Source organism: Cupriavidus sp. 01L46 (genome assembly GCF_056399905.1).
The window spans coordinates 1-25,607 of record NZ_JBFTSF010000113.1 but is presented as its reverse complement, the minus strand read 5'-3'; the positions used below and the strand labels follow the sequence as shown (position 1 = coordinate 25,607).

At 66.3% G+C, this 25,607-nt stretch carries 25 protein-coding genes and 2 pseudogenes; 9 read left to right on the top strand and 18 right to left on the bottom strand.

The window, feature by feature from the left end:
* Positions 1-9: 9 nt before the first annotated feature.
* Together AC1DS3_RS20425 and AC1DS3_RS20420 are read right to left on the bottom strand one after the other, a co-directional pair.
* The gene (locus tag AC1DS3_RS20425) at positions 10-372 is read right to left on the bottom strand and encodes a RidA family protein (protein ID WP_253930062.1); all 363 of its coding nucleotides are present in this window, start codon (positions 370-372) and stop codon (positions 10-12) included.
* Positions 373-434: 62 nt separating this feature from the next.
* The gene (locus tag AC1DS3_RS20420) at positions 435-1,322 is read right to left on the bottom strand and encodes an alpha/beta fold hydrolase (RefSeq protein WP_441630549.1); all 888 of its coding nucleotides are present in this window, start codon (positions 1,320-1,322) and stop codon (positions 435-437) included.
* A gap of 202 nt (positions 1,323-1,524) precedes the next feature.
* Here AC1DS3_RS20420 and AC1DS3_RS20415 point away from each other — a divergent pair, with 202 nt between their 5' ends.
* A complete protein-coding gene (locus tag AC1DS3_RS20415) occupies positions 1,525-2,301 on the top strand; it encodes a 3-hydroxybutyrate dehydrogenase (RefSeq protein WP_441630547.1) in 777 nt (258 codons plus the stop codon).
* 26 nt (positions 2,302-2,327) lie between these two features.
* Entirely contained in the window at positions 2,328-2,801 is a 474-nt protein-coding gene (locus tag AC1DS3_RS20410) for a DUF411 domain-containing protein (protein ID WP_441630897.1), read from the top strand.
* Positions 2,802-2,906: 105 nt separating this feature from the next.
* Here the strand turns inward: AC1DS3_RS20410 and AC1DS3_RS20405 are convergent, their stop codons facing one another.
* Together AC1DS3_RS20405 and AC1DS3_RS20400 are read right to left on the bottom strand one after the other, a co-directional pair.
* Positions 2,907-3,545 (bottom strand): CoA transferase subunit B, encoded by a 639-nt coding sequence (locus AC1DS3_RS20405; RefSeq protein WP_150983922.1) that lies wholly within the window; start codon positions 3,543-3,545, stop codon positions 2,907-2,909.
* Between the two features lie 11 nt (positions 3,546-3,556).
* Positions 3,557-4,258: a CoA transferase subunit A gene (locus tag AC1DS3_RS20400; protein ID WP_043345022.1), complete on the bottom strand. Its 702-nt coding sequence runs from the start codon at positions 4,256-4,258 to the stop codon at positions 3,557-3,559.
* A gap of 173 nt (positions 4,259-4,431) precedes the next feature.
* Between AC1DS3_RS20400 and AC1DS3_RS20395 the strand changes: the two genes are divergently transcribed.
* Positions 4,432-4,977, top strand: coding sequence for a LuxR C-terminal-related transcriptional regulator (locus tag AC1DS3_RS20395; protein ID WP_477127832.1), 546 nt, complete (start codon positions 4,432-4,434; stop codon positions 4,975-4,977).
* 10 nt (positions 4,978-4,987) lie between these two features.
* Here the strand turns inward: AC1DS3_RS20395 and AC1DS3_RS20390 are convergent, their stop codons facing one another.
* From AC1DS3_RS20390 to AC1DS3_RS20365, 6 genes and pseudogenes are all read right to left on the bottom strand, one after another.
* Entirely contained in the window at positions 4,988-5,386 is a 399-nt protein-coding gene (locus AC1DS3_RS20390) for an acyl-CoA thioesterase (RefSeq protein ID WP_043345018.1), read from the bottom strand.
* Between the two features lie 221 nt (positions 5,387-5,607).
* A complete protein-coding gene (locus AC1DS3_RS20385; RefSeq protein ID WP_441630542.1) occupies positions 5,608-6,312 on the bottom strand; it encodes a DUF2968 domain-containing protein in 705 nt (234 codons plus the stop codon).
* Positions 6,313-6,548: 236 nt separating this feature from the next.
* Positions 6,549-7,386 (bottom strand): annotated as a pseudogene (dctP, locus tag AC1DS3_RS20380) (TRAP transporter substrate-binding protein DctP).
* Between the two features lie 137 nt (positions 7,387-7,523).
* The gene (locus AC1DS3_RS20375) at positions 7,524-8,828 is read right to left on the bottom strand and encodes a TRAP transporter large permease (RefSeq protein WP_477127831.1); all 1,305 of its coding nucleotides are present in this window, start codon (positions 8,826-8,828) and stop codon (positions 7,524-7,526) included.
* On the bottom strand, positions 8,825-9,433 hold the full coding sequence (locus AC1DS3_RS20370; protein WP_441630538.1) for a TRAP transporter small permease: 609 nt from the start codon (positions 9,431-9,433) through the stop codon (positions 8,825-8,827). Before AC1DS3_RS20370 ends, AC1DS3_RS20375 begins: the two co-directional genes overlap by 4 nt.
* A gap of 367 nt (positions 9,434-9,800) precedes the next feature.
* Positions 9,801-10,586: an SDR family oxidoreductase gene (locus AC1DS3_RS20365; RefSeq protein WP_043345010.1), complete on the bottom strand. Its 786-nt coding sequence runs from the start codon at positions 10,584-10,586 to the stop codon at positions 9,801-9,803.
* A gap of 346 nt (positions 10,587-10,932) precedes the next feature.
* On the opposite strand from AC1DS3_RS20365, the gene AC1DS3_RS20360 reads away from it, so the two are divergent.
* The gene (locus AC1DS3_RS20360) at positions 10,933-12,618 is read left to right on the top strand and encodes an electron transfer flavoprotein-ubiquinone oxidoreductase (protein WP_477127830.1); all 1,686 of its coding nucleotides are present in this window, start codon (positions 10,933-10,935) and stop codon (positions 12,616-12,618) included.
* Positions 12,619-12,676: 58 nt separating this feature from the next.
* Here AC1DS3_RS20360 and AC1DS3_RS20355 read toward each other — a convergent pair whose 3' ends face one another.
* Entirely contained in the window at positions 12,677-13,138 is a 462-nt protein-coding gene (locus AC1DS3_RS20355; RefSeq protein WP_441630534.1) for a hypothetical protein, read from the bottom strand.
* A gap of 148 nt (positions 13,139-13,286) precedes the next feature.
* Positions 13,287-14,177 (bottom strand): flagellar brake protein, encoded by an 891-nt coding sequence (locus tag AC1DS3_RS20350; RefSeq protein WP_477127829.1) that lies wholly within the window; start codon positions 14,175-14,177, stop codon positions 13,287-13,289.
* Between the two features lie 305 nt (positions 14,178-14,482).
* Between AC1DS3_RS20350 and AC1DS3_RS20345 the strand changes: the two genes are divergently transcribed.
* Both AC1DS3_RS20345 and AC1DS3_RS20340 read left to right on the top strand, forming a co-directional pair.
* Positions 14,483-15,181, top strand: coding sequence for a FadR/GntR family transcriptional regulator (locus AC1DS3_RS20345; protein WP_441630530.1), 699 nt, complete (start codon positions 14,483-14,485; stop codon positions 15,179-15,181).
* Positions 15,182-15,285: 104 nt separating this feature from the next.
* Positions 15,286-16,392: an NAD(P)/FAD-dependent oxidoreductase gene (locus AC1DS3_RS20340; protein WP_477127828.1), complete on the top strand. Its 1,107-nt coding sequence runs from the start codon at positions 15,286-15,288 to the stop codon at positions 16,390-16,392.
* Positions 16,393-16,422: 30 nt separating this feature from the next.
* On the opposite strand, the gene AC1DS3_RS20335 is transcribed toward AC1DS3_RS20340, so the two are convergent.
* The 5 genes from AC1DS3_RS20335 to AC1DS3_RS20315 all read right to left on the bottom strand — a co-directional run bounded on the left by AC1DS3_RS20335 (position 16,423) and on the right by AC1DS3_RS20315 (position 22,107).
* Complete coding sequence (locus tag AC1DS3_RS20335; protein WP_477127827.1) at positions 16,423-17,649, bottom strand: MFS transporter; 1,227 nt, start codon at positions 17,647-17,649, stop codon at positions 16,423-16,425.
* A 1-nt stretch (position 17,650) separates the two neighbouring features.
* Complete coding sequence (gene aroC / locus AC1DS3_RS20330) at positions 17,651-18,769, bottom strand: chorismate synthase (protein WP_441630524.1); 1,119 nt, start codon at positions 18,767-18,769, stop codon at positions 17,651-17,653.
* Positions 18,770-18,856: 87 nt separating this feature from the next.
* Positions 18,857-19,576, bottom strand: a complete 720-nt coding sequence (locus AC1DS3_RS20325) for a glutathione S-transferase C-terminal domain-containing protein (RefSeq protein WP_441630522.1) — start codon at positions 19,574-19,576, stop codon at positions 18,857-18,859.
* 22 nt (positions 19,577-19,598) lie between these two features.
* Entirely contained in the window at positions 19,599-21,497 is a 1,899-nt protein-coding gene (locus AC1DS3_RS20320) for an MFS transporter (RefSeq protein WP_477127826.1), read from the bottom strand.
* Positions 21,498-21,660: 163 nt separating this feature from the next.
* Entirely contained in the window at positions 21,661-22,107 is a 447-nt protein-coding gene (locus AC1DS3_RS20315) for a CBS domain-containing protein (RefSeq protein WP_006163173.1), read from the bottom strand.
* A 202-nt stretch (positions 22,108-22,309) separates the two neighbouring features.
* Between AC1DS3_RS20315 and AC1DS3_RS20310 the strand changes: the two genes are divergently transcribed.
* The 3 genes from AC1DS3_RS20310 (at position 22,310) to AC1DS3_RS20300 (ending at position 25,094) form a co-directional block, all read left to right on the top strand.
* Positions 22,310-23,620 (top strand): O-acetylhomoserine aminocarboxypropyltransferase, encoded by a 1,311-nt coding sequence (locus AC1DS3_RS20310; RefSeq protein WP_441630517.1) that lies wholly within the window; start codon positions 22,310-22,312, stop codon positions 23,618-23,620.
* Positions 23,620-24,444 carry an alpha/beta fold hydrolase gene (locus AC1DS3_RS20305; protein WP_441630515.1) on the top strand — a complete coding sequence of 275 codons (825 nt, stop codon included), beginning with the start codon at positions 23,620-23,622 and terminating at the stop codon, positions 24,442-24,444. Before AC1DS3_RS20310 ends, AC1DS3_RS20305 begins: the two co-directional genes overlap by 1 nt.
* A 332-nt stretch (positions 24,445-24,776) precedes the next feature.
* On the top strand, positions 24,777-25,094 hold the full coding sequence (locus tag AC1DS3_RS20300) for an Mpo1-like protein (RefSeq protein ID WP_441630513.1): 318 nt from the start codon (positions 24,777-24,779) through the stop codon (positions 25,092-25,094).
* A 13-nt stretch (positions 25,095-25,107) separates the two neighbouring features.
* Here the strand turns inward: AC1DS3_RS20300 and AC1DS3_RS20295 are convergent.
* Positions 25,108-25,607 (bottom strand): annotated as a pseudogene (locus AC1DS3_RS20295) (YihY family inner membrane protein); the annotation flags it as partial.

Genomic DNA, 25,607 nt, shown 5'->3' with positions numbered 1-25,607 from the left:
GCCCCAGCCTTACTTGAGCGCGGCGGTGACCACCACTTCGATCAGGTACTGCGGATTGGCCAGGCGAGCCTCCACGGTGGCGCGCGGGGGCGTATGGCCCTGCACCACCCACGCGTCCCAGACTTCGTTCATGATGCCGATCTGGTCGACGTCGGTGAGGAAGATCTGGCACGAGAGAATCCGGCTCTTGTCGCTGCCCGCTTCGTTCAAGAGGCGCTCGATATGCCCCAGCACCTCGGCGGTCTGGCCACGCAGGTCCGCGCCGGGATCGACTTCCGGCACCTGGCCGGCGAGGTAGACCACGCCGTTGTAGATCGCGTATTCGGACAGGCGCTTGCCCACGTGGGCGCGCTTCAGTTCATTGGTACTCATGGCAATACTTTAGTCGTCGGGTAAAACATCAAGATCATCGGGCCCAGGCAGCGCGTCTCGCTTCAGCCCGCGCCCAGGAAAAACTGCTTGGCGATGGCCACTTGCGCGGGATCGATGAACGTCGGGGCATGCCCCACATCCGGCACTTCCACGGAGGTCACGTTGCGCCCGCGCGCCACCATTTCCGCCACCGTCTCGCGCGTGAGCAGGTCGGACTGCGCGCCGCGCACCAACAGCGTGGGCGCCTGGATGGCCTCGAACATCTGCCACAGCGCTGCCTCGCCCGCGCTCACCTGCTCGGGCGTGGTCTCGCGGAACGGCACCGCCATCGCCGGATCGTAATGCAAGCCCCATTCCAGGCCTTCCGCGCCCTGCACGGGCTTGAGGATGGCGCCGTTGAGCTCGCGCCATTGCTCGGGCGTGTGCCGGCCAAAAGACGCGCTGATGGTCTGCAGGTAAGCCAGGCCTTCCTCGAAGGTCTTGAAGCGCACCGGCAGGCCCAGGTAGGCACCGATCCGCTCCACCGCCGAGGCGGCGATGCGCGGGCCCACGTCGTTGAGCAGCAGCTTGCGCACCGGCGACTTGGGCAGGCCCGCCAGTCCCATGCCGATCAGGCCGCCCATCGAGGTGCCGAACCAGTCGACCTGCTCGACATTGAGCCGGGCGATCAGGGTGACCATATCGGACACGTACTGCGGCGCCACGTAGCGGCGCGGGTCCGCGAGCCAGTCCGAGCGGCCGCGCCCGACCACGTCGGGGCACACCACACGGTACTCGCCGCACAAGGCGGCCGCAACGGTGTCGAAGTCGCGGCCGGTGCGCGTCAGGCCATGCACGCACATCAGCACCCGGGGATTGGTGGGATCGCCCCACTCGTGATAGGCCATGCGGTGAAGACCCGCCGGGCTGATGCACTGGACGAAGCCGAGGCGCGGACTGACTGACGACATCTGAACTCCCTGGCAAGACGGTAGCAAGAATGGCGCCGCCGGCATGGTGGCGCCCGGGTTGGGCAAAGGTGGATTGTACGCTGCAGCAGTTACAATGCCACAGCATCGGGGTTCTCGCCGCCATGCCTTTGCCGCTGGCGCGCGACGGGTCCCTCGCGCAGTCCAATTCCAACGTGCAAAGCACTCCGACGAAAGGGCAAACATGCTTAAAGGCAAGACGGCACTGGTCACAGGTTCCACCAGCGGTATCGGGCTCGGCATCGCACAGGCGCTGGCCGCCCAGGGCGCCAACATTATCGTCAACGGCTTCGGCGATGCAGAAGCCGCCAAGCGCGAGATCGCGCAGGCCGGCACGGACATCCGCGTGGGCTACCACGGCGCGGACATGAGCAAGTCCGCCGAGATCGAGGACATGATGCGCTACGCCGACGCGGAATTCGGCGGCGCCGATATCCTCGTCAACAATGCCGGCATCCAGCACGTGGCCAATATCGAGGACTTCCCGCCCGAGCGCTGGGACGCGATCATCGCCATCAACCTGACCTCCGCCTTCCACACCACCCGCCTCGCCCTGCCCGGCATGAAGCGCAAGGACTGGGGCCGCATCATCAATATCGCCTCCGCCCACGGGCTGGTGGCCTCCGCGCAAAAATCCGCCTACGTAGCCGCCAAGCACGGCATCGCCGGCCTGACCAAGGTCACCGCGCTGGAAACCGCCCAGACCGGCGTGACGGCCAATGCGATCTGCCCGGGCTGGGTGCTGACGCCGCTGGTGCAAAAGCAGGTCGAAGCGCGCGCGCAGAAGGACGGCATTCCAGTGGAGCAGGCCAAGCACGAACTGGTGATCGAGAAGCAGCCTTCGGGCCAGTTCGTCACGCCCGACGAGCTTGGCGCGCTGGCCGTGTTCCTGGCCAGCGACGCGGCCCGCCAGGTGCGCGGTGTGGCCTGGAACATGGATGGCGGCTGGGTGGCGCAATGAGCGCAATGAAAACAAAGGCAMAGAGCATGCAACGGCGCCACGTTCTGCGCGCCCTGACCCTGGGCGCCGCCGCCTCGCTGGGGCTGCGCGCCGGCGCCAGCGCCGCTGCCGCCCCGCTCGCCATCGAGGTGTACAAGAGCCCGCAATGCGGCTGTTGCGAGGGCTGGGTCGAGCACCTGCGCGCGAACGGCGTTGCCGTGACCGTGCGCGACGTGGAAGACACCGGCGTCTATCGCGCCCGCTTCGGCATTCCAGAACGCTTCGGCTCCTGCCATACCGGCCGCATCGCCGGCTATGCGATCGAGGGCCATGTGCCGGCCGCCGACATCAAGCGGCTGGTGGCCAGCAAACCCAAGGCCGTGGGCCTGGCCGTGCCCGCCATGCCGGTCGGCTCGCCAGGCATGGAACAGGGCACGCGCAAGGACCCGTTCGATGTCCTGCTGGTCCGCGCCGATGGCGGCGCATCGGTCTTCGCCAGCTACAACAAGCGCAGCACCTGAAGCACCGGAAGCACCCTCAGCAGCTGACAAAGGCGCCCCGGCGCTGAGAACAAAAAACCCCGCGAACGCAAGCTCGCGGGGTTTTTCTCATTGCGGCAGCGCGTATCAGAGCAGCGGAGCGCCCGTCTTGCTCTGGATCTCTTCGCGGCTCACGCCCGGCGCGGTTTCCACCAGCTTCAGGCCCGCTTCGGTCACGTCGATCACGCCGAGGTCCGTGATGATGCGATTGACCACACCCACGCCGGTCAGCGGCAGTGCGCACGAAGCCAGGATCTTGATGTCCTCGCTGCCGTCCTTCTTCTTGGCGGTGTGTTCCATCAGCACCACCACGCGGCCAACACCAGCCACCAGGTCCATCGCGCCGCCCATGCCCTTGACCATCTTGCCCGGGATCATCCAATTGGCCAGGTCGCCCTTCTCGCTGACCTGCATGGCGCCGAGGATAGCCAGGTTGATATGGCCGCCGCGAATCATCGCGAAGGAATCCGCCGAGGAGAAGATCGACGAGCCCGGCAGCGTCGTCACGGTCTGCTTGCCGGCGTTGATCATGTCAGCGTCGACCTCGGCCTCGGTCGGGAACGGGCCGATGCCCAGCAGGCCATTCTCGGATTGCAGCCAGACTTCCATGCCTTGCGGCACGTGGTTGGCCACCAGCGTCGGCAGGCCGATGCCCAGGTTCACATAGAAACCGTCCTGCAGTTCGCTCGCGGCGCGCGCCGCCATTTCGTCACGTGTCCATGCCATGATGATTCTCCTTAGCCCGCGGCACGCACGGTGCGCTGCTCGATGCGTTTCTCGGGGTTGGCGTTCAGCACGATGCGCTGCACGAAGATGCCCGGGGTGTGGACCTCATCCGGATCCAGCGTGCCGGTATCGACCAGGTGCTCGACCTCGACGATGGTGACCTTGCCGGCCATCGCGCACATCGGGTTGAAGTTGCGCGCGGTGCGGCGGAACACCAGGTTGCCGGCGCGGTCCGCCTTGTATGCCTTGACCAGGGCCACGTCAGCGGTCAGCGCACGTTCCATCACGTACTGCTGGCCATCGAACTCGCGGATTTCCTTGCCGTCGGCCACGATGGTGCCCACGCCGGTCTTGGTGAAGAAGGCCGGGATGCCCGAGCCGCCGGCGCGCAGCTTCTCGGCCAGCGTGCCCTGCGGGGTGAATTCCAGTTCGAGTTCGCCGGCCAGGTACTGGCGCTCGAACTCCTTGTTCTCACCCACGTACGACGAAATCATCTTCTTGATCTGGCGTGTGGCAAGCAGCAGGCCCAGGCCGAAACCGTCCACCCCGGCGTTATTCGAGATGCAGGTGAGCTGCTTGGCACCACTGTCGCGCAGCGCGGCAATCAGCGCCTCCGGGATGCCGCACAGACCGAAACCGCCAACCGCGATCGTCTGGCCGTCGCGAACGACGCCCGCGAGCGCCTCCGCGGCACTGGCGTAGACCTTGTTCATGTTTGCTCCTTCCTCGGTGATTTCCTGTCATTGCGCCCGCCTCCAGGTGATGCCAGCGAGTCACGCAGGGAAATTGTAACGGTACAATCGGACGGAGATCGTCCAGCTGCCAACCGTCCGACAGCATACGCAAGCGTCGCATCCCGCGCCAATACGTACAATTACATAAGCAAATGCCCGCCATCGACTACCAGACCGCCTTCCAGCTCGCCCCAGTCGGCCTCGTGCTGTCGCGCGAGCGCATGATCGAGGACTGCAACGACGAGCTCTGCCACATCTTTGGCACCACCCGGGCCGCCCTGATCGGCGAATCGTTCCAGGTGCTCTATCCCACCGCCGACGAGTTCGAGCGCACCGGCGCGCGCATCGTGCCGATCATGAACGCCAAAGGCTCCTACTCCGACGAGCGCATCATGAAGCGCGCCGGGGGCGACCTGTTCTGGTGCCACGTCAYCGGGCGCTCGCTGGACCGCCAGCAGCCCTTGGGCGCCGGCATCTGGACCTTCGAAGACCTATCGCAAAAGCGCCCGGTCACCGCCGAGCTGACGGCGCGCGAACGCGATATCGCCGCGCAACTGGTGGATGGCAAGACCAGCAAGCAGATCGGCAAGCTGCTTTCCATCAGCCCCCGCACGGTGGACATCTACCGGGCCAGGCTGATGAAGAAGTACGGCGCGCATACCTCGGTCGACCTGGTGCAACGCCTGGTCAACCACTAAGGGCGACGCCCTACTCCATCAGCGCCCGGATTGCCGGCGGCACGGGCACCGATTTCTCGGCCTCGTAGTCGCACCAGACCACCTTGGCGCCGCCTTGCGCGTACACCACGTCCGGCTGGTCGATGCGGCGGATCTCCATGCGGGTCTCGAAGCTCGTGCGCCCCAGGTCGCCCGCAAACATCCGGCACTCGATATCCCCGGGATAGCGCAACTGCTTCAGGAAACTCATGTGGGCGTTGATGATGACTGGTCCGCAACCGCTGGCGTCCTTGCCGCCATGTCCCAGCGACTCGAACCAGGCAATGCGCGCCTGTTCCAGGTAGCGGAAGTAGACCGTGTTGTTGACATGGCCCATGGCGTCCATGTCGCCCCAACGGATGGGCATGTGCAGAGTGAATACGGGTTTCATCCGCGTGAGCGTAACACCGGGAGCCGGTCGCTTCCATCGGCGAAAGCGACGGTTTGCGCATCGGCACATCAGGAGGACGGCTGCCTTGGCCTTCGATCCGCCAAGCCTGCTCATCTCGGAGCAAGCCGAATCTGCGTTCAGAAGTTGAGGCGAGTGCCGGCCGGCGACGGACGCCGCCGGCATGACAGGCAAAGCCAGGAACGATGGCTTAACGCGATGGCTTAGCGGCGCACAGGGCGATCGCTGCCGGGCGCGCCCGGGATGCCGAGGCCGGAATCCGTCAGGGACGATTCCATGCGGCGGATCTGCTGCTGCAGCTGCTCCAGGCGGATACGGGAGGCTCGGCTCTCGATTTCCGCGCTCTGAACCTCGACGCGCGCCGTCTTCTGCTCTTCGGCGATACGCTGGCGCTGCGCCTGCATCACGCGCACGTCTTCATTGAGCGCATTGGCACGCGCCTCGGTTTCTTGCAGTGCCTTGTCAAACGCGCGTTTTTGCGATGCCAGCACCTGGCGGCGGATATCGTCATCGGCCCAGGCCGCGCTCTGCTGCGTTACCTGGCGGTAAGCCTGTTCCGCCGCCCCGATCGATTCGAAGCGGAAAACCCGCCAGAGATTCTTCTGGTAAAACAGCGCCACATAGCAAACCACCTGATCGTCCGCGAGCATCAGCGTGGTGCCGTAGTCGCCGTTGTAGCTGGTGCGCAGCTCGCGCACCGACCTGTCGCGCAGGCGCTTCTGCAGCTCCGATACCAACCCCAGGGATGCCGGCGAGGCCTGCGGCATGCTGCCCGAAGCGGTCAGCGGCGCCGGGGCCACCGACATCGGCACGGGCTCGGCCGCCGCCACGACACCGGAGGCGGACAGCGACAAGGCCAGGCCGATCAGGCTGGCTAGCAAGGGGGCGCGGCAGGAATTATTCAACATGGCGTTCCGGCTGGGACGGGGACGAAATACGGTTCAGGAAATCGGGGTGCATCATGCGGCACTGCCCGACGGCAATGATGCGCAACGCGCACCCCACCGACGGCGGATTGTAACAAGCTTCCCAGCAAGGACCGCGTTTTGTAACCATTGCGGGATTGGCGGTGCCATTCCCGCAACAGCCCCACGGGCGTGGGGGAGCGTTAGCGCCGCCCCACGCCTTGGCGATTGCCAGCCGCTTAGCGCTTGGCGATCGAGGCTTCTGCCTTGCTCACCAGATCCACGCCAATCTGCTTCTTCCACTTGTCATAGACCTTGGTCGTGGCCTTGCGGAAGGCATCGTGCTCGGCCGGCGTCAGTTGCGCCACCTTCACACCGTGGGTTTCCATATCCTTCCAGGCCGGCGCGCCCGCCTCGACCAGGCCCTTGCGGGCCAGTGCCGTTTCCTGCTTGCCGGCGTCGATGGCGGCTTGCTTGACGATCTCGCGGTCGGCCGGCGTCCAGCTTTCCCAGATCTGCTTGTTGACCACGAAGATCAGCGGGTCAGCCACGTAGCCCCAGGTGGTCACGTACTTCTGGCCCACCGTGTAGAGCTTGGCGGCGGCGAACACCGATTGCGGATTTTCCTGGCCATCCACCGCGCCCGAGGCCATGGCCGGCTGCGCGTCGGCCCAGCTCATCTGGGTCGGGTTGGCGCGTGAGGGCGTCCAGTGCCTTGTAGTCAGGCATCAGGAACGGCAGCGAGAACAGGTTCAGCTCCTTSACCTGCGGYGACCARTTGATSGTSGAGCCSACSGCCATGTCGATCACGCCCTGGCGGATCGCCGAGAACTCGCGGGTCTGGTCGCCGGCCACCAGCGAGGTGCCCGGRTACAGTTTGATGTTGATGCGGCCGCTGGTGCGCTGGCGCACCAGGTCGGCCCAGATCTCGCCGCCCTTGCCCCACGGGAAGGCCGGGCCGAGCACCAGCGACATCTTGTACTCGGCTTTGTAGCTCTGCGCCATGGCGCCAGCGGGCGCGAGGGCAGCAGCGGCGATGGTGGCTGCCAGCGACAGCATCAGGGCACGACGTTTCATGGGTTCTCTCCTCTCAGGATCTGTTGTGTGTGATTTGTTTCTTATGCATTGCGCTGAGCGTGGCCCAGCGCGGACCTGGCAGCGCGGGAGCCAGTCCCGCCCTGCCTGATGAACGCCAGCAAACGCCAGCTTCAGCCTTAATAACCCAGGTAGTCAGGCAACCAGGTCGCCAGCGGCGGGAAGGCCAGCACCAGCAGCATGGCGACAAACATCGCCAGCAGCATCCACACCACCCAGGGCACGGTCTCTTCCATGCGCACGCGCGCGATCCGGCACGAGACCATCAGGTTCACCGCCAGCGGCGGCGTGAACTGGCCAAGCGCGACCTTGAGCGTCAGCACCACGCCKAACCACACCGGGTTCCAGTGGAAGGCATTGGCGATCGGCAGCAGCAGCGGCACGAAGATCAGGAAGATCGAGATGCCGTCGAGGAACATCCCCACCGTCATCAACAAGGCCACGATCAGCGCCAGCACGCCGTATTCGCCCAACCCGGAATGCGCGATGGCATTGGCCAGCGGATCGATCACGCCCAGCGTGGATAGCGCGTAGGCAAAGATGCCGGCCAGCGCCACCACCAGCAGGATCACCGCGGAAGTCTCCGCCGCCTCCTGGAAGATCACGAACAGGTCGCGCATGCCGATGCTGCGGTAGATCACCATGCCGACGAACAGGCCGTACACCACCGCCACCACGGCGGCTTCGGTTGGCGTGAACCAGCCCGCGCGCATGCCGCCCAGGATCAGGAACGGCGCGACCAGGCCCCAGGCCGCTTCGCGCAGGCTCTTCCAGAACGGCGGACGCGGCAAGCCGGCCTCGATGGCGCCCATATTGTGCTTGCGCGCCAGCCAGACGGCCGGCACGATCAGCGCCACGCCGGCCAGGATGCCAGGGATCATGCCGGCGGCAAACAGCGCCGGCACCGAGGCGCCGGGCACCAGCACGCTGTAGATGATGAACGCAACGGACGGCGGGATCAGGATGTCGGTCGCCGCGGCAGCGCCGACCACGGCCGCGCTGTACGCGCCGGGATAGCCGGCCCGCGACATCGCGGCGATCATCACCCCGCCCACCGCGGCCGCATTGGCCGGGCCRGAGCCGGAGATGCCGCCCAGGAACATGGCGACCAGGATGGCCACGAGCGGCAGCATGCCCGGACCGCGCCCGACRATGGCAATGGCGAAGGTCACCAGCCGCTGCGCCACGCCGGAACGGTCGAAGATCGAGCCGACCAGCACGAACATCGGGATCGCCAGCAGCGGGTACTTGCCCAGGCCGGCGTAGAAATTCTGCGGTACGGCCAGCAGGCCGAACATCTGGGTGTCCAGGTTGGACAGGCCGATCGCCACCAGGCCGCCAAGGCCCAGCGACACGCCGATCGGCACGCCCAGCATCATCAAGCCCAGGAACACCACGAACAGGATAATGGCAATGAGGGTCATGGCGTGGACTCCGACGCCGCTGCGCCGTCGATGCGCTCGGCATGCAGGGCCTTGAGCGCGCGCAGGTTGCGCACCGCTACGCCAAGCGCCCGCAGCGCGATGGCGGCGGACAGCACCGGCAGCCAGACGGAGTACCACCAGCTAGGCACGCCAATGCCCGGCGAGGTCTCTCCAAACGTGTATTCGTCCCACGCCACGCGAGCGCCAAGCACCGCCAGCGCGATGAACATGACCGCAACGGCCACCGCCGACAGCACCGCCAGGCGCCGCTGGCGCGCCGCGCTGCCGCGATCGAAAAAGAACTCGATGCGGATATTGCGGTCGCGCGCCACGGCCGCGCTGCCTGCCACCAGGGCCAGCACGATCATCAGGAAGACCGAGAATTCCTCGGTCCAGGCAAACGATTCATCGGTGAAATAACGGACCACCACGTTGGCGAAGGTGATGCACACCAGCAGCACCATGACGATCACGCCAACCCAGTCTTCAATTCGCGGCGATACCTTGAAGCCGCTGTCCCCTTGCTGGCTGGCGCCAGTCTCGTCCGGCATGGCCGTGACGTGTTTTGGGTCGGCATCGCGCCGCCCCTCCCGATCTGCTTGCATCTCCCCGGCCTCCGGTCCGGTCCGCGCGGCGCCGCTGGCTGCGCACGGATTTTCTCTTTGAATTATGTAAAGACTTAATCTCAAGACATGGCGGATTATGCCAAGACTTGCAGAGCGCGCGGGAACTTTTGCTCCATGCCGCGCGTTACGCCTGCTGGACAGGGGTACCCAAGCACCCCACGCTGGCTCGCGCCAACAGGCAGTCTTCTGGCCATGGGAATCCGGCAGGCCATCGATTCCGCAGGGTGCCCAAGGGGACCGGTACGCCCAGGGACCGTGAATCGCACGCCCCGCCGCCGCTTTTGGCGCGGGCCAGGGCCAACCTGCCGGCAAGCGCGCGCGAAGCGTGCGCCGCCCCTTCTGGCAGCTACACCATGCCGTCGTCGGCGGTAATGATCGCGCCGTTGATGAATGCCGACTGGTCGGACGCCAGCAGCAACAGCAGGCCGTCCAGGTCCTCAGGCTTGCCCACGCGCTTGCGCGGCAGCATCTGGACCAGCTTCTGGCCGGCGTCGGTATCCCAGTGGTGGTGGTTGATATCGGTGTCGATATAACCGGGGCAGATGGCGTTGACGTTGATGCCATGGCGCGCCCACTCCAGCGCCATCGACTTGGTCATGTGCACCACCGCGGCCTTGCTCATGCAGTACACGCCGATCTGCGAGAGCACCTTGAGCCCGGCGACCGAGGCGATATTGACGATGCGCGACTGCGGCAGCGGATTGCCGTTCTTCTCGGCACCCTTGGCGCGTGCAATCATGCGCTTGGCCACTTCCTGCGCCACGAAGAAAGCGCCCCGGGTATTGGTGTCGAAGACGAAATCGAAGTCGTCAGGGGTTACGTCGGTCAGGCGCTGGGTGGTAGAGACGCCCGAGTTATTGACCAAGATGTCGATCGCCCCGGCCTCGGTCTCGGCATGCGCCACCGCGGAACGCACGCTGTCGTGGTCGGTCACGTCGAGCTGCACCACGTGCGCGCTGCCGCCCTCGGCCTCGATCGCGGCACGTAGCTCCTTGAGCCGCTCGGTACGCCGCGACGCCAGGATGACCTTGGCGCCGGCACTCGCCAGGACGTGGGCAAACCGCGTGCCCAGACCGCTTGAAGCGCCTGTCACCAGCGCGACCTTGCCTTCCAGATTGATCGACAATCCCATAATGGCCTCTATGTTCGGGAGCCCCCGGCGCCGCCTGCCATGGCCACGGCCAACGGGCGCTCCTCGCGAAATCTGCCTGCTGAAACCGAAGGCAGCATATCAAAAAAAGAACGGTCGTTCCAAAAAAAATCTTGCCTGACCATGGCGAGTCCCGGACAATGCCGGAGATTCTAAGAACTCGGGCCACAAAGGGAAAGAGGAAAAACGCGCATGGCCGCCACGATTTGGCGAGTGCGCCGCGCCGCCCCTGCCCCAAGTTCCCCCCGATCATCGCATCCCCGGTACTACCGAACACGGCATTTCCCACAATTGCGCGCAAGTTGCCAAGAATAGAGGGTTAGAGACAATGAATCAGCAACAGCTCCTGGAGCAGTACGGCCCCCGCGAGGCCATGGAATACGACGTCGTCATCGTTGGCGGCGGCCCCGCCGGCCTGGCAACCGCCATCCGCCTGAAGCAGCTCGCCCAGGAGAAAGGCAACGAGGTCAATGTCTGCGTGCTGGAAAAGGGCTCCGAGCCGGGCGCCCACATCCTGTCCGGCGCCATCATGGACCCGGTTGCGCTCGATGAGCTGATCCCCAACTGGAAGGAACTTGGCGCCCCGCTGAACCAACCGGTCTCTGAAGACAAGTTCCTGTTCCTCAACGAAACCGGTTCCAAAGCCACGCCGTCCGTCCTGCTGCCGGAGTGCTTCCACAACCACGGCAACTACATCGTCAGCCTGTCCAACTTCACGCGCTGGCTGGGGCAACAGGCCGAAGGCCTGGGCGTTGAAATCTTCCCGGGCTTCCCGGCCGCCGAAGTGCTCTACAACGACGACGGCTCGGTCAAGGGCGTGGCCACCGGCAACATGGGCATCAACAAGGAAGGCGAGCCGACCGAGAATTTCCAGCTCGGCATGGAGCTGCACGCCAAGTACACCATCTTCGCTGAAGGGTCGCGCGGCCACCTGGGCAAGCAGCTGATCGCCAAGTACAAGCTCGACGACGGCAAGGATCCGCAAAGCTACGGCATCGGCCTGAAAGAGCTGTGGGAGATCGATCCCGCCAAGCACCAGCCGGGCCTGGTGGTGCACACCGCCGGCTGGCCGCTGGACCCGGCCACCTACGGCGGCTCCTTCCTGTACCACATGGAAGACAACAAGGTCGCCGTGGGCTTCGTGGTGGGCCTGGACTACACCAACCCCTGGCTCTCCCCGTTCGAGGAGTTCCAGCGCTTCAAGACGCACCCGGAAATCCGCACGTATTTTGAAGGCGGCAAGCGCATCAGCTACGGCGCGCGCGCCATTACGGCCGGCGGCCTGCTGTCGCTGCCCAAGACCGTATTCCCGGGCGGCGCCCTGGTCGGCTGCGACGCCGGTTACCTGAACGCCTCGCGTATCAAGGGCAGCCATGCTGCCATCAAGACCGGGATGATGGCCGCCGAAGCCGCCTATGACGCGCTGCAGGCCAACCGCCAGCACGACGAACTGACGGCCTACCCGACCGCCTTCGAGAACAGCTGGCTGCACAAGGAACTGCTGCAGGCAAAGAATTTCAAGCAGTGGTTCAAGAAGGGCCGCACCACCGCCACGCTGATGACCGGCATCGAGCAATGGCTGCTGCCCAAACTGGGCATCCGCAACCCGCCCTGGACCATCCACCGCGTGAAGCCGGACCACGTCTACCTCAAGCCGGCCGCCGAGTGCCCGCAGATCGTCTACCCGAAGCCGGACGGCAAGCTCACCTTCGACCGCCTCAGCTCGGTGTTCATCAGCAACACCAACCATGAGGAAAACCAGCCGGCCCACTTGACGCTCAAGGACGCAAGCGTCCCTGTCAATGTCAACTGGGACAAGTTTGCCGGCCCCGAAAGCCGCTACTRCCCAGCCGGCGTGTACGAGTTCGTGCAGAACGACGACGGCAAGGAGCGCCTGCAGATCAACGCGCAGAACTGCGTGCACTGCAAGACCTGCGACATCAAGGATCCCACCCAGAATATCGTATGGGTGACGCCGGAAGGCGGCGGCGGCCCGAACTACGTGGGCATGTAAGTTCGCCGCAGGGCAAAAAAAAATGGCACCGGATCCGGTGCCGTTTTTTTTGGGGGGCTCAGGCCTGCGGACTCGACGTCGCGGGCGACGTCAGTGAATCATGGTAGAGCGGCTTGTCGTCGGCCACGCTCTGATACCAGCCAATCACATCGGCCACGCCAGCAATCAGCGTGATGAGTGCCGGGCCGGCGAGCGGCACCTGCCCAATCCCGTCGATCAGGGCCAGCACCACGTCCGTCATGCCGCCAGCCTCGCGCGGCTTGCCAAGGGCGGTGGCCGAAGCCACGTCCAGGGGCGACATCCCGGCCAGCAGGCGTGCGCCGTCAGCGCCGGTGTCGGCGCTAACTGGCTTGGTTCCACTCGATAAATCTTCCAGTCCCAGCGCGCGCTCGTCCATCGACAAAGCGCTCGCCCGGCCGCCGCCCTGCGCGATATCGGCCATGGCTGGCATGGCAACGGCTAGCAGGGCCGCCAGGATGGGCGCGCGCAAGTGCGCGCCAAGGCGGAATATGCGCTTCATGATGTCTCCTTGGGGCAGGGATCTGGATACCAGCCCGTCGCAATGCCAGTATGCCGTGCCCGATTTTCTTGTAAGGGACAGTAGAAACGGGAAGCGTGATTCGGGCAAGAATCCGTGTTAGCAGGATTGCTCCAAACGCCGCCCCCTCTCACGCGGCGGTGACCTGCATGCTGGCATTTGCCAGCAACTGCTCATAGATATAGCACTGGAGCAGCGTCAGCTCGCGCTCGCCGAGCGCGTCGAACGCAACGCCAAACGTGGGAAACTCCGCATCGCCCTCGGCAGGCAACGCATTGCGCACCATCCCGTCGACCATGATCTCGCTGTCCAGCGCGGCGGTGCGCAGATGGAAGCACAAGCGTACCGGCGCACCGAATGCCGGCACCGCACCGGCGATCTGGATCTGCGCTCCGCCAGTGCTCAGGTCGGTCAGCAACACCAGGCGGGCAGGCTGGTGCTGTGCCGCGGCCTCATCATCCGTGCTGCCGGGATCCACCAGGTAAGCCGCCAGCCGCGTCGGCACGCGGGTCGCCTTGCGCACCGGCATCTGCTGCGGCTCGGCCGGCGCCGACAAGACCAGGTAGCGGAATGGACTGCGGCAGATGGCGGTCACCGTCGACTCGAAACTGAGGATGGCGTGACCGGAAAAACCGCGCAGCAACACCGTCTCGCMGGGCTTGAGCTGCAGCTCCTTCCCGCCGAGCTGCGGCCAGGTCACGAACAGGCCCTGCTCGACAAATCCGATCAGCCGGCTGGCCGCGGCGCGCCCGGTCTGCCCCGGCGATTTGAGCTGCAGCAGCGTACCTACCTGCAGGCCAAGCGGCCCCGCACTGACCAGYCGCCCGCTGTCCGCCGGTTCGCCCGGCTCGCCCGGGTCRTCCTCTGGCCGGCACACAGTGCCATGACGGAACACCAGGGCGACGTCGCGGTCCTCGGGAATCACGCTGCCGCTGCCGAGCACGAGATTGCCTGCCTCGTCCAGCAAGGACCAAGGCAAGGGCTGGCCGACGGGGAGATCGTTAGGGGTGAGTGCAATCATGGTTAGCACCGGTGAACGCCCGGGCGGCGGGCGTGGCAGATCCAACAGCGGCTACGGGAACGCAGGAACGGTCGTCCCGGCCACCACCTAGCGAGGCGCTCAGTGCACAGAGCGGCTGGCGCGGCTGCCTCAAGGCGCCGCGATGTACCAAGTGAATAGCGCATCTCATCCAGTTTGCTATCGGCGCATTCCTGGAAAACCTTAAGAACAATCCGACAACCAAGAGGGCAGGCATGCCTTGACGCCGTCCCGCTTTCCTCGCAAAATCTCTCCACAATCTGTCTGACAGCCTTACATATTTATCGATGACCGTCCTAAGCCGCCCCGCCTCGCTTGCCGCACGTATCGCTGACGCCCTGCGCGCCGACATCGCGGCCGGCCGCTTTGCCGCCGGCGCCCGGCTCCCGGCCGAAGCCGCCCTCGGCGAGACCTTTGGCGTGAGCCGCCCCATCGTCCGGGAGGCCATTGCACAACTGAAGGCGGATGGGCTGCTGGTCACGCGCAAAGGCTCCGGTGCCTATGTATCGGACATGCCCGGCGGCCAGGTGTGGCGCATGGCCCCCGAACTGCAAGGCGGCCCGACCCCGGCCCAGTTATTCGAGTTGCGCATGGTGGTGGAGTGCGCCTGCGCCGAAATGGCCGCGCTGCGCCGCACCGAAGAGGACCTGCAAGCCATCCACGCCGCGCTGGCCGCGATGCGCGAGCACGCCGAAGATTTCACCAGCGCCGCAGCCGCCGACGTGGCGTTCCACCACGCCATCGCGCAGGCCGCGCACAACCCCTGCTTCACCGGCCTGACCGATTTTGTTGGCCAGCACATGCTGGCGGCGCGGCAAACCGCCTGGGAAAACGCCGCCCGCTTTCGCGGCGGCTCGCAGGGCGCGGACAGCGAGCACTCCGCGCTGGTGGAGGCCATTGCCGCCGGCAACGCCAGCGCGGCGCGGCAGGCCGCACGCAGGCACCTCGGCGCGGCAGCCAAGCGCATGGGGCTGACTTTGCGTTAAGCCCTGGCGCGCAGCGCGCAGGGCCTATCCACCGCACAACACAATCCAGGGACCCGCGGCACGCATCGCCTGACAGGCGCCGGCCGCATCAGCAGAGAACGACAATGGAACAAGTAGATTGCGTGGTAATCGGCGCGGGCGTAGTGGGCCTGGCCGTGGCGAGACAACTGGCCATGCAGGGCCGCGAAGTCATCATCCTGGAAGCSGARAAYGCCTTCGGCACCATYACCAGCGCGCGCAACAGCGAAGTGATCCAYGCCGGYATCTACTATCCGGCCGGMTCGCTCAAGGCMGMGATGTGCGTSCGCGGCAARKCCATGCTGTACGASTACTGCGCCTCGCACCACATTCAACACCAGCGCTGCGGCAAGCTGATCGTAGCCACCACCGAGGCCCAGGTCGCCACGCTGGAAGGCATCCGGGCCAAGGCCGCGGCAAATGGCGTGCATGACCTGCAGTTGCTCAGCCAGGCCGAGGCGCAGGCGCTGGAGCCAAACCTGCAATGCCGCGCCGCCCTGCTCTCGCCATCCACCGGCATCGTCGACAGCCATGGCCTGATGCTGGCCTTGCTGGGCGACGCCGAGAATGCCGGCGCCATGCTGGCGGTGCAGTCGCCCGTGGCCGGCGGCGCCGTGATGCCGGATGGCATCCGCCTCGACGTGGGCAGCCAGGGCGAGGCGGCCGCCACCACGCTGCTGGCGCGCACCGTGATCAACTCGGCCGGTCTGACCGCGCCGGCGCTGGCGCGCAGCATCGAAGGCATGCCTGCCGCACATATTCCATCGCAGTACTACGCTAAAGGCTGCTACTTCACGCTGGCCGGGCGCGCCCCCTTCTCGCGCCTGATCTACCCGGTGCCGGAGGCCGCCGGCCTGGGCGTGCACCTGACGATCGACCTGGGCGGCCAGGCGCGCTTCGGCCCTAATGTGCGCTGGATCGACGAGATCGAGTACGGCGTGGATCCGGCCGATGCCGACAGCTTTTACGGTGAAGTGCGGAATTACTGGCCGGGGCTGGCCGATGGCGCGCTGCAGCCGGGCTATGCCGGCATCCGCCCCAAGATCAGCGGCCCGGGCGAGCCGGCGGCGGATTTCCGCATCGACGGCCCCGCTACCCATGGCGTGCCCGGGCTGGTCAACCTGTTTGGCATCGAGTCGCCGGGGCTGACGTCGTCGCTGGCGCTAGCCGAGCACGTGGCAGGCCTGCTGTGAAGCCCTGAACGATCCAAACGCCGGCGCGCGTCAGCGCCCGGCCGGAGCGGCATCCGCCTTGGCGTCGGAAGCCGCCTCCGCACGGAACGTCATGAACGCGCACAGCGCGCCGCCCGCCGCCGCCAGTGCCGCCAGCCCGAACGTGTGAGCGGGCCCGAGCGCCTTCCAGGTCCACCCCATCRCCAGCCCGCCGCAGGTGCCGCCAAGGCCGTAGGAAAGGCCGGTGTAAAGGGCCTGGCCACGCCCCTGCAAGGGGCCCGCGAACCAGCGCTGCAGGCGTTTCAGGCTGGCGCTATGGTGCGCGCCGAAGGTGGCCGCGTGCAGGACCTGCACCAGCGCCATCAGCCATGACAACTGGGCAAAATAGCCGGTCAGGCCAAAGCGGATCGCGGCCAGCACGAAGGTGCCGGCCAGGATGGTGCGCAACGGTACGCTTGCGAACARCCGSCCCTGGTARAAGAAGAAMACGATCTCSGCSACCACGCCGATGGTCCACATCRCGCCGATGGCGARCTTGCTGTAGCCAAGCTGCTCCAGGTACAGCGAATAGAACACGTACAGCGCGGCATGGGCGAACATCATCAGGAACGCCGAGCCGAAGAACCAGCTCACATCGGGACGGCGCAGCAGCGGCAGCGCCGGCGGCGGCTTGACGCGCGGCCCGTCGTCGGGCGCATCCCGCATCCCGAACACCACCACCAGGAACAGCGCCAGCATGGCGCTCGCCAGCCACGGGAACGCCTCCATGCTGTAGCGCTCGAACAGCGCCCCGCCCAGCAGCACGGCCGCGATAAAGCCGGCCGAGCCGAACATGCGGATGCGCCCGTAGCGGTAATCGAAGGCGCCGTAACGGCGCAGCGTGGAAATGGTGAGCGCGTCGCCCAGCGGAGACATGGCGCTGGTGATCAGGTTCAGCCCGATCATCATCGCCATCATGCCGCCATAGCTGGTAACGCCGGGCACCATCAGGAAGGCCAGCAGGGATGTCACGGCGGCCAGGCGCAGCAGGCGCACGCGGGTGTGCATCACATCGGACAGCCAGCCCCAGAAATACGGGCCGACGATGCGGCTGACCTGGAAGCAGGCCATCAGCACGCCGATCTGTACCGGGGAAAAACCGCGCCCGGCGAAGAACAGGCTCACATAGGGAGAGATGACGCCGACGTAGCCGTAGTAGCCGAGGTAAAACAGGCCGAAGCGCGTCTCTGAGACGCGCCCGGCACCCGCGGCGCGGGCGTGTTGTTCCGCCTGCGCCAACTCAGCGCGACTGGCCGGACTGCGGCGACTGGGCAGGAATGCGCGGGGTGTCGACCTTGACGTCGCCGCACTGGGCGCGGTGGCGCAGCGCATGGTCCATCAGCACCAGCGCCAGCATGGCTTCGGCAATGGGGGTGGCGCGGATGCCCACGCAGGGATCATGGCGGCCGAAGGTTTCCACCGTGGCTGGCTGGCCTGCCTTATCGATGGATTCGCGCGGGGTGCGGATGCTGGAGGTGGGCTTGATTGCCAGCGAGACGGTGACGTCCTGGCCGGTCGAGATACCGCCAAGCACGCCGCCGGCGTTATTGCCGCGGAAGCCTTCGGCGCTGAGCGAGTCGCCATGCACGCTGCCGCGCTGGCTCACGCTCTCGAACCCCGCGCCGATCTCCACGCCCTTGACGGCGTTGATGCCCATCATGGCATGCGCGATATCCGCATCGAGCTTGTCGAACAGCGGCTCGCCCAGGCCCACCGGCACATGGCTCGCCACCACCTCGATGCGCGCGCCGACGGAGTCGCCGTCGCGGCGCAGCGCGTCCATATAAGTCTCCAGCTCCGGCACGATCTCCGCATTGGGGGCGAAGAAGGGATTTTCCGGCACTTCCGCCCAGTCCACGAACGGCACGCGGACTTCGCCCAGTTGCGACATATAGCCCCGGATCTCGGTGCCGTACTGCTCGCGCAGCCACTTCTTGGCCACGGCCGCCGCCGCCACCACCGGTGCCGTCAGGCGGGCCGACGAGCGGCCGCCGCCGCGATAGTCGCGGATGCCGTACTTCTGCCAGTAGGTATAGTCGGCGTGGCCCGGGCGGAAGGTCTCGACGATATTGCCGTAGTCCTTGCTGCGCTGGTCGGTGTTGCGGATCAGCAGGCAGATCGGCGTGCCGGTGGTCTTGCCCTCGAACACGCCGGAGAGGATCTCGACCTGGTCGGGCTCCTGGCGCTGCGTGACGTGGCGCGAGGTGCCGGGCTTGCGGCGATCCAGGTCCAGCTGGATGTCGGCCTCAGTCAGGGACATGCCCGGCGGGCAGCCATCCACCACCGCGCCGATGGCCGGCCCGTGCGATTCGCCAAAAGTGGTGACAGTGAAGAGCAGGCCGAGAGTATTGCCGGACATGATGGGAGACCGCGCAGGGCGTGAGAATTGGGGAACGGGCTACATTGTAAGGCTTTTGCCGCCCTTCCGGCCCTCCCCGGCTCGCGCTCAGGGCGCGGGCGCCGCCTGCAGGTCCGGATAGAAGCGCTCTCGCATCCGCGCCACGTAGGCCACCAGGCTGGGGTGGGATTCGGCGGCGGTGCGGATCGGCGTGTCGAACAGCGGGCACAGCGCGCCGGCCATGAAGGCAAAGACCGTGGCGTCGGCGCCRCAAGGCTCGTCGCCCATCAGGTAGGGCTGGCTGCCCAGCACGTCGGCCACGGCCGCCACATCGCGGCCGGCGATCGCGGCCAGATCGGCCGGGCTATGGCGCCCGAGCCCCTGCGTCCACAGGATGCGGCGGATCTTCGAGCGCACAAAACGCATCGCCAGCCCGCGCACCGGCCACGGCACGGCGCGGAAAAACGTCGCCGGGCCCCGGGCAAAATTGGCGTCGTGGTTCCAGCGCGCGTCGGCCACCGCCCAGTAGAAGTTATCTTCCAGCATCTTCTCGACCGCCCAGGCCGTGCCGCGCTGGGACTGCGTCAACCCTTCATCGAAGTCGATGTGGTAGGTCTTCTCCAGATGCCAGCGGATCAGCGTGGAGTCCGCCACCACGCGGCCCTCGTCGTCGAGATAGGGCAGCTTGCCCTTGGGCGCGCGCCGCAGGCCGCCCTGCGCGGCGCGGTACGGCAGCCCCGCGAGCTTGAGCAGCATGTCGGCCTTGGTGACGAAAGGGCTGGCGTCTGGCAGGCCGAACGCCGGCCCGAAGGTGTAAAGCGTGATCATGGTTGCCGCCTCCCGCTTGTCGTTAGCGCCACTCGCCGCGCAAGCCCTGCACGACTTCCTGCAGGCCCTCCGGCGTGGCCAGTTCCGGCGCGATCGGGTCGCCCACGACCAGCTCCAGCCGGTTCAGGATGCCGCGCCGGAATGGCCGGGACATGGCATTGCCGCCCTTGCGGGAGAAAAAGCTGCCCCACAGCCCGCGCAGCGCCATCGGCACGACCGGCACGGGGGTGCGCCGGATGATCTGCTGCACACCCTGCTTGAAAGGATTGAGCTCGCCGGTGGCCGTGATCTTGCCCTCCGGGAAGATGCAGACCAGGTCGCCGCCGGCCAGCGCCCGCGCGACTTCGTCGTAGGCGCGCTCCAGCATGACCGGATCCTCGTGCGCCGGCGCGATCGGGATCGCCTTGGCCTGGCGGAAGAACCACGACATCAGCGGCACCTTGAAGATGCGGTGATCCATCAGGAAGCGCACCGGCCGCGGGCTGGCGGCCATCAGCACCACCGCATCGGCAAAGCTGACGTGGTTGCACACCAGCACCGCCGCGCCCTCGGCCGGAATGTGCTCGGCATTGACGCGCTTCAGGCGATACACCGTGTGCACCAGGATCCAGGCAATAAAGCGCAGCAGGAACTCCGGCACCAGCGAATAGATGTAGATGGCGACCACGGCGTTGAGCAGCCCCACCACCAGGAACAGCTGCGGAATGCTGAAGCCAGCCTGGGTCAGCACCACCGCCAGCAGCGAGGAGCCGATCATGAAGAAGCTGTTGAGGATGTTGTTGGCGGCGATGATGCGGGCCCGGTGCGTCGGCGCGCAGCGGCTCTGGATCAGCGCGTACAGCGGCACGCTGTAGAAGCCGCCGAACATCGCCAGCAGGAACAGGTCGATCAGCACGCGCCAGTGGCGCGGGTCGGCGGCAAAGCCGGCCAGCCCGGACAGTTCGCTGTGCCGCTCGCCGTTGCTGGCGAAGAACAGGTCGACCGCGAATACCGTCATGCCGATCGAGCCGAACGGCACCAGGCCGATCTCGACATGCCGCCCGGACAGCCGCTCGCACAGCAGCGAGCCGGTGCCGATGCCCAGCGAGAACACCGCCAGCAGCAGCGTCACCACGTTCTGGTCGCCGCCCAGCACGTCCTTGGAAAAGCTGAAAAACGAGGTGAGGAAGGTCGCGCCCAAAAACCAGAGCCAGGAAATCCCCAGCAGGCTCAGGAACACCGTGYGGTCGGTGCGCGCCAGCTTGAGGTTGCGCCAGGTCTCGGTAAACGGGTTCCAGTTGATGCGCAGGTCGGGTTGCGGCGCCGGCGAGTCCGGCACGCGCGCGGACACCATGCGGCCGGCCAGCGCCAGCGCTACGCAAGCTGCGCCGACATAGAACGGCCCCACGATCTTCTCGCCATGGGTCAGCCCGGCCAGTTCGCCGCCAAGCAGGGTGCCAAGCAGGATGGCCACGAAGGTGCCCATCTCCACCAGGCCGTTGCCGCCCACCAGTTCGGTCTCGTCAAGGTGCTGCGGCAGGTATGCGAACTTGACCGGCCCAAACAGCGTCGAGTGCAGCCCCATCAGGAAGGTGCCCGTGTAGAGCAAAGGCGCGCTGTGCATGGCAAATCCCGCCAGCCCCAGCAGCATGATGGCGATTTCCAGCGTCTTCACCAGCCGGATCAGCCGGGACTTCTCGATCTTGTCGGCGATCTGGCCGCTGGTGGCCGAGAACAGCACGAACGGCGCGATAAAGATGGCCGAGATTAGGAATGCCGCGCTCTTGGCGTCAACGCCGTCGAACAGCGCCGTATGGTAGGTGACCAGCGAGGTGAAGGCGACCTTGAACAGGTTGTCGTTCATGGCGCCCAGGAACTGGGTCCAGAAGAACGGCGCGAAGCGGCGCGTGCGGAGCAGACGGAATTGGTTTTGTTGGCTCATGTAGCGCTCATGTAGCGGTCGGCTCAAAAAGATGCCGCGTCGTTGCGCGGCATTTACCACTTGTACGGACTACGGGCCGCGCCCCGGGAGGGAGTACAGCCCGCAGCGCCTCGATCGACACAACCCGGCCGCCGCTACGTGGCGCCTCTCGCGCCATGGCGGCTCAATCGGTCTTTTCTTCCGGCCAGTCGCGGATGTAGGCCTTGAGCATGCGATTCTCGAAGCTCTGCTCTTCCACCACGGCCTTGGCCACGTCGTAAAACGAAATCACGCCCATCAGCGTCCGGTTGTCCAGCACCGGCAGGTAACGGGTGTGGCGCTCCAGCATCATGCGGCGGACTTCATTGACGTCCGTCTCCATGGTGCAGGTCAGCGGCGCGTCGTCCATGACCTTGCGCAGGCTGGTGGTGCCGACGTTGCCGCCGTTGGCGGAGAGCGTCTTGATGATCTCGCGGAAGGTCAGCATGCCGACCAGGTCGCCGTATTCCATCACCACCAGCGAGCCGATATCGTGCTCTGCCATGATGTTGACCGCCAGCAGCAGTGACGTTTCCGGCTTCACCGTATAGAGCGTGTTGCCCTTGATCTGCAGGATGTCGCTGACTTTCATGATGGTCTCCGCTTCTCTGAATCTGCTGTTTTGCTGTTTATTACCTGCCGCTGCCGGCACGGCCTGATGCGCCGATCCTAGCCGAAACCAGCCGCACAAGTAAAGCACGGGCCGCCGCCGGGGCCGCCAAGGCTATTTGCCGTGCCCCCGGCGGCAGCGGATGCTACGATGCGATCCGGAGACAACTCTAGCCCTGGAAGCCATGTCCGGTACCCGTTTCGACACCCTGGCGCTGCATGCTGGCGCCGCCCCCGACCCCGCCACGGGGGCGCGGGCCACGCCCATCCACCTGACGACATCCTTCGTGTTTAAAGACAGCGAGCACGCCGCCTCGCTGTTCAATATGGAACGCGCGGGCCACGTCTACTCCCGCATCTCCAATCCGACGGTCGCCGTCTTCGAGGAGCGCATCGCCGCCCTGGAGAACGGCGCCGGCGCGATCGGCGTGGCTTCGGGCCAGGCCGCGCTGCATCTGGCGGTGGCGACGCTGATGGGCGCGGGCTCGCACATCGTGGCGTCCAGCGCCCTGTATGGCGGCTCGCACAACCTGCTGCACTACACGCTGCGCCGCTTCGGCATCGAGACCACCTTCGTGCAGGCGCGCGACATCGACGCCTGGCGCGCGGCCATCCGGCCCGAGACCAAGCTGCTGTTCGGCGAGACCCTGGGCAACCCCGGGCTGGACGTGCTCGACATCCCGACCCTGGCGCAGCTCGGCCAGGACAACGGTATCCCGCTGCTGGTCGACTCCACCTTCACCACGCCCTACCTGCTCAAGCCCTTCGAGCTGGGCGCCGGCCTGCTCTATCACTCGGCCACCAAATTCCTGGGCGGCCATGGCACCACCATCGGCGGCGTGCTGGCGGAAGGCGGCACCTTCGACTTCGAAGCCTCCGGGCGCTTCCCGGAGTTGTCGGAGCCCTATGCTGGCTTTCACAACATGGTCTTCACCGAGGAGAGCACGGTGGCGCCGTTCCTGCTGCGCGCGCGCCGCGAAGGCCTGCGCGACTTCGGCGCCTGCCTGAGCCCGATGGCCGCCTGGCAACTGCTCCAGGGCATCGAGACGCTGCCGCTGCGCATGGCCCGCCATGTGGACAACGCGCGCCGCGTGGTGCAGTTCCTGGTGTCGCACCCGATGGTCGAGTCCGTCGCCTATCCGGAGCTGGAATCCCACCCTGACTACGAACTCGCCAAGCGCCTGCTGCCGCGCGGCGCGGGCGCCGTGTTCAGCTTCAACCTCAAGGGCAACCGTGGCGCAGGCCAGCGCTTCATCGAAAGCCTGGCGCTGTTCTCACACCTGGCCAATGTGGGCGACGCCCGCTCGCTGGTCATCCACCCGGCCTCCACCACCCATTTCCGCATGGACGCCGCGGCGCTGCAGGCGGCTGGCATCAGCGAAGGCACCATCCGCCTGTCGGTCGGACTGGAAGACCCGGACGACCTCATCGACGACCTCAAGCGCGGCCTCAAGGCCGCCGAAAAAGCCATGAGCGCCAAGGGAGGGCAAGCCTGATGGAACTGACGATCGCAGGCCGCAAGGCCTACGCCTACACCGGCGGCAAACCCTTCGACCCGGCCCTGCCCTGTGCCGTGTTCGTGCACGGCGCGCAGAACGACCACAGCGTCTGGGCCCTGCAGACGCGCTGGTTCGCCAACCACGGTTTCAGCGTGCTGGCCGTGGACCTGCCTGGCCACAACCGCAGCGAGGGCGAGCCCCTCAAGACGGTCGAGGCGATGGCCGACTGGGTGATCGAACTGGTCCGCGCAGCCGGCGTCAGCGCCCCCGCGCTGGTCTTCGGGCACAGCATGGGCTCGCTGATCGCGCTGGAAACGGCCGCCCGCCATCCTGACGCGGTGCGCGGCATCGCCCTGCTTGCCACGGCCTACCCGATGAAAGTCGCCGACGCCCTGCTCAACGCCTCGCTCAACCGCGTGGACCAGGCCATCGCCATGGTCAACGCGTGGTCGCACTCCAGCCTCGCCAACAAGCCGTCCTCGCCGGGTCCGGGCTCGTGGATGCAAGGCGGYAGCCAGCGCCTGATGGAACGCGTAGCACAACGCAACCCCGAAGGCCACGTTTTCCACAACGACTTTTCCGCCTGCAACGCCTACGCCAATGGCGACGCCGCCGTGGCCGCTGTGCGCTGCCCCGCCCTGTTCATCAGCGGCAGCAAGGACATGATGACCTCGCCCAAGGCCGCTCAGGCGCTCGCGGCAAGGATGGCCTCGGCCAGCACGGTCACGGTGCCTTGCGGGCACGCGCTGATGGGGGAAAGGCCGGATGAGGTACTGGACGCGCTGGCAGCGTTCGCGCGCAAGGTGGTAGCGGCGGGTTGAAGGCTGCGGCGTGGCGAGCGCCCGCCGTCTCCGCCGGCCCCTCTCACACAAGTGGGTAAGGGGGCAAACCAGCGGACAAGGTGAACGACTAGGTGTAGCCGTGATTCCCGCCCGTCAGGCGGAAATCACCCAAGCGCGATGCGAAGCGAGCCGTCAAGGTGTGCCAAGGCCGTATGGGGCGCCTTTTTTGCCTACTTTTTTGGCAAGACAAAAAAGTAGGTCGCCGCCCCGCAGGGGTGGTGAAACTGCAGTTGCCTTTGACGTTAAGCAGTTGCAGTTGCAGTTACCCCCCACCTAAACTAAAAGTCCCCGAACACCCCCCAGGCCCCGCCATGCCCCAGGCCCACCCCCGTGAGTTCGAGAATTTCGCCGCCTTCTACCCCTTCTACCTGAACGAGCACCGCAACCGCACCTGCCGCCGCCTGCATTTCGCCGGCTCCACCGTGGCGTTGCTGTGCCTGCTTGCACTCCTGCTCAGCGGCAACTGGTGGTGGCTGGCAGCGGCCGCAGTGTCCGGCTATGCCTTCGCCTGGGTCGGCCATTTCGTCTTCGAGAAAAACCGGCCCGCCACCTTCCGGCATCCGCTCTACAGCCTGATGGGCGACTGGGTGATGTACGGCGATATCTGGCGCGGCAGGATTCCCTTCTAGGCCTGCGCGGCCATCAGACCTGGCCGTGCCAGCCGGGCGGCACCACCTCCAGGGTGCGCCGCGCGGGATCGGCGGGGCGTTCCTGGGCGTCCGTCCCGGTCTGCGCTTGCGCCTGTTGATCCTGCTGCTGGCGCCGGAACACCGCCTCCAGCGGCTGGTCCAGGCGCGGATTGTCCAGCACTCGCTTGAGCGCATCGGCGCCCTGGAGTTGCTGCGCCAGCGCCGTGCGCGGCAGGCGCGGCAGGTTCAGCACCAGCCGGTCGTGCAGCGTGCGCAGCGTCACCTGGCCCGGATCGCACAACAGCGCCCAGTGCGCCTGGCCGCGATCCTGCGCCAGCCTGCCGACCAGATGCATGCCCTTGAGCTTGCCGAGCAGGCCAGCCAGGTAGTCGGCCTCCACCCGCAGCTTGCGCCCCAGATCGAGCTCKCCGACGCTGCGCGGCACTTCGTCCCGCGCCCGATAGAGCAGGTAGAGCACGCCCAGCGCATCGAAGAACTCGCTGCCGGCAAAGG

Bases quoted from the DNA above. Each gene is read 5' to 3' on its own strand.
- aroC (WP_441630524.1), bottom strand. From the start codon at position 18,769: ATGTCCGGCAATACTCTCGGCCTGCTCTTCACTGTCACCACTTTTGGC.
- AC1DS3_RS20370 (WP_441630538.1), bottom strand. From the start codon at position 9,433: ATGCAAGCAGATCGGGAGGGGCGGCGCGATGCCGACCCAAAACACGTC.
- AC1DS3_RS20420 (WP_441630549.1), bottom strand. From the start codon at position 1,322: ATGTCGTCAGTCAGTCCGCGCCTCGGCTTCGTCCAGTGCATCAGCCCG.
- AC1DS3_RS20315 (WP_006163173.1), bottom strand. From the start codon at position 22,107: ATGAAAGTCAGCGACATCCTGCAGATCAAGGGCAACACGCTCTATACG.
- AC1DS3_RS20355 (WP_441630534.1), bottom strand. From the start codon at position 13,138: ATGAAGCGCATATTCCGCCTTGGCGCGCACTTGCGCGCGCCCATCCTG.
- AC1DS3_RS20390 (WP_043345018.1), bottom strand. From the start codon at position 5,386: ATGAAACCCGTATTCACTCTGCACATGCCCATCCGTTGGGGCGACATG.
- AC1DS3_RS20405 (WP_150983922.1), bottom strand. From the start codon at position 3,545: ATGGCATGGACACGTGACGAAATGGCGGCGCGCGCCGCGAGCGAACTG.
- AC1DS3_RS20410 (WP_441630897.1), top strand. From the start codon at position 2,328: ATGCAACGGCGCCACGTTCTGCGCGCCCTGACCCTGGGCGCCGCCGCC.
- AC1DS3_RS20425 (WP_253930062.1), bottom strand. From the start codon at position 372: ATGAGTACCAATGAACTGAAGCGCGCCCACGTGGGCAAGCGCCTGTCC.
- AC1DS3_RS20400 (WP_043345022.1), bottom strand. From the start codon at position 4,258: ATGAACAAGGTCTACGCCAGTGCCGCGGAGGCGCTCGCGGGCGTCGTT.
- AC1DS3_RS20385 (WP_441630542.1), bottom strand. From the start codon at position 6,312: ATGTTGAATAATTCCTGCCGCGCCCCCTTGCTAGCCAGCCTGATCGGC.
- AC1DS3_RS20415 (WP_441630547.1), top strand. From the start codon at position 1,525: ATGCTTAAAGGCAAGACGGCACTGGTCACAGGTTCCACCAGCGGTATC.
- AC1DS3_RS20300 (WP_441630513.1), top strand. From the start codon at position 24,777: ATGCCCCAGGCCCACCCCCGTGAGTTCGAGAATTTCGCCGCCTTCTAC.
- AC1DS3_RS20310 (WP_441630517.1), top strand. From the start codon at position 22,310: ATGTCCGGTACCCGTTTCGACACCCTGGCGCTGCATGCTGGCGCCGCC.
- AC1DS3_RS20365 (WP_043345010.1), bottom strand. From the start codon at position 10,586: ATGGGATTGTCGATCAATCTGGAAGGCAAGGTCGCGCTGGTGACAGGC.
- AC1DS3_RS20345 (WP_441630530.1), top strand. From the start codon at position 14,483: ATGACCGTCCTAAGCCGCCCCGCCTCGCTTGCCGCACGTATCGCTGAC.